General features: G+C 49.0%; 5 protein-coding genes. 1 reads left to right on the top strand and 4 read right to left on the bottom strand.

What is annotated here, in order from left to right; translation table 11 throughout:
- Window positions 1-150: 150 nt before the first annotated feature.
- Window positions 151-1353 carry a nucleoside permease NupC gene (gene nupC / locus RYZ59_RS01955; protein ID WP_048210997.1) on the bottom strand — a complete coding sequence of 401 codons (1203 nt, stop codon included), beginning with the start codon at window positions 1351-1353 and terminating at the stop codon, window positions 151-153.
- A 344-nt stretch (window positions 1354-1697) separates the two neighbouring features.
- On the opposite strand from nupC, the gene RYZ59_RS01950 reads away from it, so the two are divergent.
- On the top strand, window positions 1698-2936 hold the full coding sequence (locus RYZ59_RS01950; protein ID WP_318044535.1) for an Nramp family divalent metal transporter: 1239 nt from the start codon (window positions 1698-1700) through the stop codon (window positions 2934-2936).
- Window positions 2937-2987: 51 nt separating this feature from the next.
- Here the strand turns inward: RYZ59_RS01950 and RYZ59_RS01945 are convergent, their stop codons facing one another.
- The 3 genes from RYZ59_RS01945 to RYZ59_RS01935 form a co-directional block, all read right to left on the bottom strand.
- Entirely contained in the window at window positions 2988-3980 is a 993-nt protein-coding gene (locus RYZ59_RS01945; protein WP_202038149.1) for an ABC transporter permease, read from the bottom strand.
- Window positions 3981-3993: 13 nt separating this feature from the next.
- Window positions 3994-5520 carry a sugar ABC transporter ATP-binding protein gene (locus tag RYZ59_RS01940; protein WP_318044531.1) on the bottom strand — a complete coding sequence of 509 codons (1527 nt, stop codon included), beginning with the start codon at window positions 5518-5520 and terminating at the stop codon, window positions 3994-3996.
- 76 nt (window positions 5521-5596) lie between these two features.
- Window positions 5597-6559, bottom strand: a complete 963-nt coding sequence (locus RYZ59_RS01935; RefSeq protein ID WP_318044529.1) for a sugar ABC transporter substrate-binding protein — start codon at window positions 6557-6559, stop codon at window positions 5597-5599.
- Between the last annotated feature and the right edge of the window lie 27 nt (window positions 6560-6586).

The following is a 6586-nucleotide window of genomic DNA, read 5'->3' as shown; positions in this document are numbered from 1 at the left end:
AAATTGAAACCCTCGCTGAAAAGCGGGGGTTTTTCGTTTCTGTATCCTGCCTTTTCTTACCCTGTATCTCTTCGGTTTGCTGAATAGCAGGCATAAAAAAACCGGGGAGAAGAATCTCCCCGGTCTTATCAATACGACGTTGTCTTACGCTTACAGCACCAGTGCGGCGATAGATGCAGACAGTACGCTGACCAGCGTAGAACCGTATACCAGTTTCAGACCAAAGCGGGAAACCACGTTACCTTGCTCTTCGTTCAGGCCTTTAATTGCACCTGCAATGATACCGATAGAAGAGAAGTTCGCGAAGGAAACCAGGAACACAGAGATAATGCCTTCAGCGCGCGGAGAGAGCGTAGAGGCGATTTTCTGCAGGTCCATCATTGCGACGAATTCGTTGGAAACCAGTTTAGTTGCCATGATACTGCCCACCTGCAGCGCTTCGCTGGACGGCACACCCATCACCCACGCAATCGGGTAGAAGATGTAACCCAGGATGCCCTGGAAGGAGATGCTGTAGCCAAACCAACCGGTAACGGTCGCGAACAGGGCGTTCAGGGCTGCGATCAGCGCGATGAAACCAATCAGCATTGCTGCAACGATAATCGCAACTTTGAAACCTGCCAGAATGTATTCACCCAACATTTCGAAGAAGCTCTGACCTTCGTGCAGATTGGACATCTGAATATTTTCTTCGCTGGCATCAACGGTATAAGGGTTGATCAGTGACAGAACGATAAAGGTGCTGAACATGTTCAGAACCAGCGCAGCAACAACGTATTTTGGTTCCAGCATCGTCATGTACGCGCCGACGATAGACATGGAAACGGTAGACATCGCCGTTGCTGCCATGGTGTACATGCGGTTGCGAGACATTTTACCGAGGATATCTTTATAGGCGATAAAGTTCTCGGACTGACCCAGAATCAGGGAGCTAACGGCGTTGAAGGATTCCAGTTTGCCCATACCGTTCACTTTGGATAACAGGAAACCAATCGCGCGGATAATAACCGGCAGAACACGGATATGCTGCAAAATACCGATCAGGGCGGAAATGAAGACGATTGGGCAAAGCACTTTCAGGAAGAAGAATGCCAGGCCTTTATCGTTCATGCTGCCGAAGACAAAGTTAGTCCCTTCATTAGCGAATCCGAGCAGTTTTTCAAACATTTCGGAGAAGCCTCTTACAAAGCCCAGGCCGACATCAGAGTTCAGGAAGAACCATGCCAGTAACACTTCGATAACAAGCAATTGAATAACATAACGAATGCGGATTTTTTTACGGTCACTGCTTACCAGCAGTGCGAGTACCGCAACCACGGCAAGGGCCAGGACAAAGTGAAGAACGCGGTCCATATTTGCTCCAAATTTGAGGCAGATTTAGTTTTCGTGCACATTCTATGTAACAACAGTAAAGAAAACGAGATCAAACACACACTATAATAAGGACCTGTGACGAGATTCAAAATTAGTGATCGGTGATACACTTCCGTTATGTTTAGTATGGAAGTGAAAAGTTATGTCACTGTGCTAATCTCATAACAATAATCAAACATCTTACCGGCATTTCCAAATTTCTTACCGTTCCATAGACAAACGCTATCAGAGAAATCAACTTCTCCCATCAAAATGAATTTGATAATCATTCTCAATAGGCGTAGCTTGAAACATAGCAAAGGCTATGTTTCTGAGGCACTAAAATGACTAACGATCGCGTTGAGAGTAGCAGTGGACGGGCAGCGCGCAAGTTGAAGCTCGCATTAATGGGACCTGCGTTCATCGCGGCTATCGGATATATCGATCCCGGTAACTTTGCTACGAATATCCAGGCAGGGGCTAGCTTTGGCTACAAACTGCTGTGGGTTGTGGTCTGGGCAAACCTGATGGCGATGCTGATTCAGGTGCTGTCGGCCAAGCTTGGCATTGCCACCGGCAAAAACCTGGCGGAACAGATCCGCGATCACTATCCTCGTCCAGTGGTTTGGTTTTACTGGGTACAGGCCGAAATTATTGCGATGGCGACCGATCTTGCAGAATTTATTGGCGCTGCGATTGGTTTCAAGTTGATCCTCGGCGTGTCATTATTGCAGGGGGCTGTGCTCACCGGTATTGCGACATTTTTAATTCTGATGCTGCAGCGTCGCGGGCAAAAACCCCTGGAAAAAGTGATCGGCGGTTTGTTGTTGTTTGTGGCTGCGGCTTACATTGTGGAACTGATCTTTTCCCAGCCGAACTTCGCGCAGCTTAGCAAAGGGATGGTTATACCGAGCCTGCCCAATTCCGAAGCGGTGTTCCTGGCGGCCGGTGTGCTTGGCGCCACCATCATGCCGCACGTCATTTATCTGCACTCCTCCTTAACCCAGCATTTGCACGGTGGTACGCGCCAGCAGCGTTACGCAGCGACGAAATGGGATGTGGCTATTGCCATGACGATTGCCGGATTTGTCAATCTGGCAATGATGGCGACCGCAGCAGCTGCGTTTCACTTTAGCGGGCATACCGGGATCGCAGACCTGGACCAGGCCTATCTGACGCTTGAGCCGCTGCTGAGCCATGCTGCGGCAACCGTGTTTGGTTTAAGCCTGGTGGCGGCAGGGCTTTCCTCTACCGTGGTCGGTACGCTGGCGGGGCAGGTGGTGATGCAAGGATTTATTCGCTTTCACATTCCGCTTTGGGTGCGCCGCACTGTCACCATGATGCCGTCATTTATTGTGATTCTGATGGGATTAGATCCGACGCGTATTCTGGTGATGAGCCAGGTATTACTCAGCTTTGGTATCGCCCTGGCGCTGGTGCCGCTACTGATTTTTACCAGCAACAGCCAACTGATGGGGGATTTAGTTAATGGCCGTTGGGTGAAACAGGTTGGCTGGGTGATTGTGGTACTGGTCGTGGCACTGAATATCTGGCTGCTCGTCGGGACCGCGCTCGGATTGTAGCAGGGCTTTCATCTGCTGTGGTTACCCGGTCAAACCGGGTAACCCGCATGATTATTTTTTATTTAAGTGACTACGGTATGTATCAAGTACCACTGCAACGATTATCACGGCTCCTGTGATAAAACGTTTTGTCGGTTCGCTTGCGCCAACTTGCGCCAGTCCCGCCGCCAGAACGGAAATAATCAACGCGCCAAGAAACGTACAGATAATCGAGCCACGTCCTCCCATCAGGCTCGTGCCACCAATCACAACGGCGGCAATCACCTGTAGTTCCATGCCAACGCCGCTATTGGGATCGGCGGCTTCAAGACGGGCAACCTGAAACAGCGATGCCAGACCGGATAATCCCCCCATCAAGGCAAAGACTGCGATCTTATAAGGACCAGGATTTATACCTGATAATCGAACGGCTTCTTCATTGGTGCCAATACCGATCAAATGGCGACCAAATACGGTTCGTGTCAGCACCAGATGCCCGGCAACAATGACAACGATCGCGATAATAAAAGAAGGGGAGACGCCAAAGAGAATGGGGTCGGCTAAATAATCATAAATAGAACCGAGATACGCGGTCCGCGAGTCAGTTAACTGATACGCGGCTCCGCGGGCCATTTCCAGAACGCCCAGTGAGACGATAAACGCCGGAATACGCCAGGCAACGGTAATCAGGCCCGTTAGCGCCCCAACGAATGTGGCGAGCGCTACGCCTGAAAGCGCGGCCAGCCAGGGCGTCCAATGAAAATTTAAATAGGTGACGCTGACGACTGCAGCAGCAAGCGCCAGCAACGATCCAACGGAAAGGTCGATGCCGGCAATGATTAAGATAAATGTCATCCCCACCGACATGACGATTAAATCGGGGATCTGATTCGCAATAGTGCTGAAAGTGTTCATGCTCCAGAAATGAGAACTGAGGCATGAAAATAGGACGATCATGGCGGCTAACGCCCCGAGCAACCCGATATAGCTACTTAGGCCTTTCCATGACGTCGGTATATTTCTTTTCTCTGCTGCCGCTTGTTTTGTCGCAAAATTGTTTTTCATTTTTTATCCCCGGCTACTCGCTGACAGTCTCTTCTGAATGCTGATAGGCCGAAAATGCAGCCGCTAAAATGCGATCCTGGCTCCAGTTATCACGTGTAAATGTGTTCACTAACTTGCCATCGGAAATGACCGCAATACGATCGCAAACCAACATCAGCTCGCGTAGGTCACTGGAAACGACAACAACGCCTTTTCCCTTCGCCGTTAACGTATTCAGCAATTGATAAATATCTTGCTTGGCACCCACATCAATACCGCGAGTCGGCTCATCAAATAAGACGACTTCACAGTCTCGTTCCAGCCAGCGGCTAATGAGAACTTTCTGCTGATTACCACCTGACAGGCTTTCCACGGCCTGTGAGGTGTTCGTTGTACGAACGCCTAAACTTTTGATGTGCTTATTCGCTAATGTGGTTTCACTCAATGTGTTAACGACCGACAGATGGCTAATTTTGTCGCTGTTGCCCAACGAGATATTTGCGGCCACCGACTGTGGTAGCAGAAGCCCTTCACCTTTACGATCCTCCGTGACTAAGGCGATACCGTGCCGGATAGCCTGTGCAGGCGAACGGATCACCACCGGCTTTAGTGGAGTACCAACCAGTAATGTGCCACTGTCTATTTTGTCCGCGCCAAAAATAGCGCGTAGCAACTCTGTCCTGCCAGAGCCGACAAGGCCACTGATGCCGAGCACTTCGCCACTGTGCAAGGTAAACGACGTGTCGCGAATGATTTTCCCACGCTTAAAATTTTCCACTTTCAGGATGGGTTGACCTGCCTGGCGCCCACTTAAATCAAATGAACTTTCTAAATCACGGCCGACCATCAACGAAACAAGTTGATCGCGGGTATAGCGTTTAATATCGTCCACGCAAACCAAATGGCCATCACGTAGCACCGCGATGTCATCAGCAATCATCGCAAGCTCATCCAGTCGGTGAGAAATATAAATTATTGAAACGCCCCGGGCTTTGAAGAGCGCGATTTGTTTAAACAGCAGTTCGACCTCACGACTACTGAGCATGGCCGTCGGTTCATCCAGAATCAGTACCCGGCTTTCACCAATCAGGTTTCTGGCGATTTCGATCATCTGTTGGTGACCAATACCCAATTCGCCCACCAGCGTATTTGGATTGACTGATTGCAGCCCAACCATTGCCATTACCGGGCGGGCCATTTCTGCTAGCTTTTTACGATCGATCCAGCCGAATCGATGCGGAAGTTGTTCGAGAAATAAGTTTTCTGCAACCGACAGCGTAGGCAGTAAATTGAGTTCTTGCATAACCATGCGAACACCCAGCTTTTCTGCCTCTTTTCGGCTCGCAGGTGCGTAAGGCTGCCCCTGATAAACCATTTTCCCGGTCGTTGCGTTGGTTAACCCGCCAATAATTTTTGATAACGTACTTTTCCCGGCACCGTTTTCTCCCGTCAGGGCCAGTACTTTTCCTGGATATAATGCTAGCGTCACATCCACCAGAACAGGTTCACTGTAGGTTTTACCTACTCCCTGTATCGTGAGGATTTCTTGCCCACTTTTCATATTCTGGCCTTATCCGGTAAGCCGCTCTGATACTCAATTGATGGCAGTACCACAGCGGCGTACTGTTGTTATCCGCTTATTGTTTAACGATCAGTTTTATTGGCGTTTCTACGTTGCTGGAGAGCTCACTCTGTTTTTTGCCATTTTTTAAGGCATCAAGGGCGGCATCAATACCAAATACCGCCTGTTGAGAGGCAAATTGGTCCGCAGTGGCTAAAACACGACCGTCATTTAACATAGGCTTAATCGCTTCGATATTGTCATAGCCGACAACCAGAACCTGTCCTTTTTTCCCGGCGGAGCGGATGGCGGAAACGGCGCCTAATGCCATATTATCGTTATCGGCTAACAGTGCTTTGATATCAGGATATTCACTTAACATTGCCGCCGCGACCGCATTGGCGTTGTTAATTTCCCACTGGCCAGATTGAACAGAAACAACTTTCATGCCGCCCTGGGACATTGCATTTTGGAAGCCCAGAGTACGTTGCTGAGAGTTGCTGGAGGTAGGGATGCCTTCAATAATGCCAACCTGATCGCCGGCCTTAAGATGCTTCGCTAAATAATCGCCAATTTCTTTTGCACCTTTTTGGTTATCCGGGCCAACAAAAGGAATATTCAGGTTTTTATCTTTAAGTACACCGTCATCAAATTTGTTATCAATGTTGATGACAATAATACCGGCATCAATTGCCTTCTTAATGACCGGTACAAGGGCTTTCGAGTCTGATGGCGCAATGATAATCGCATCGGCTTTTGAGACAATCATTTGTTCAACGATCTGGATTTGATTTGCCGTATCCGTTTCGTTTTTGATGCCGTTAGAAATCAAATCAAACTTATCGGCATTTTTTTTCTGATACTCTTTTGCTCCGGTTTCCATGGTCAGGAAAAACTCATTTGCCAGTGACTTCATCACCAGCGCGACTTTAGGTTTATGCGTCTGAGTATCGGCGGCATAAGTGGGGGCGGTGAAAGTGGCGGAAAGCGCTAAACCGACTGTGGCACCGATAACACGATAAAACATTTTATTTTTCATGAAATTATCCTATAGGTGTAGGGGGCT

The organism is Citrobacter sp. HN-141, assembly GCF_033341895.1.
In the GTDB taxonomy this organism is placed as follows: Bacteria; Pseudomonadota; Gammaproteobacteria; order Enterobacterales; family Enterobacteriaceae; genus Citrobacter.
The sequence above is the reverse complement of the archived record's forward strand: the minus strand, read 5'-3'. Positions and strand labels throughout refer to the sequence as shown.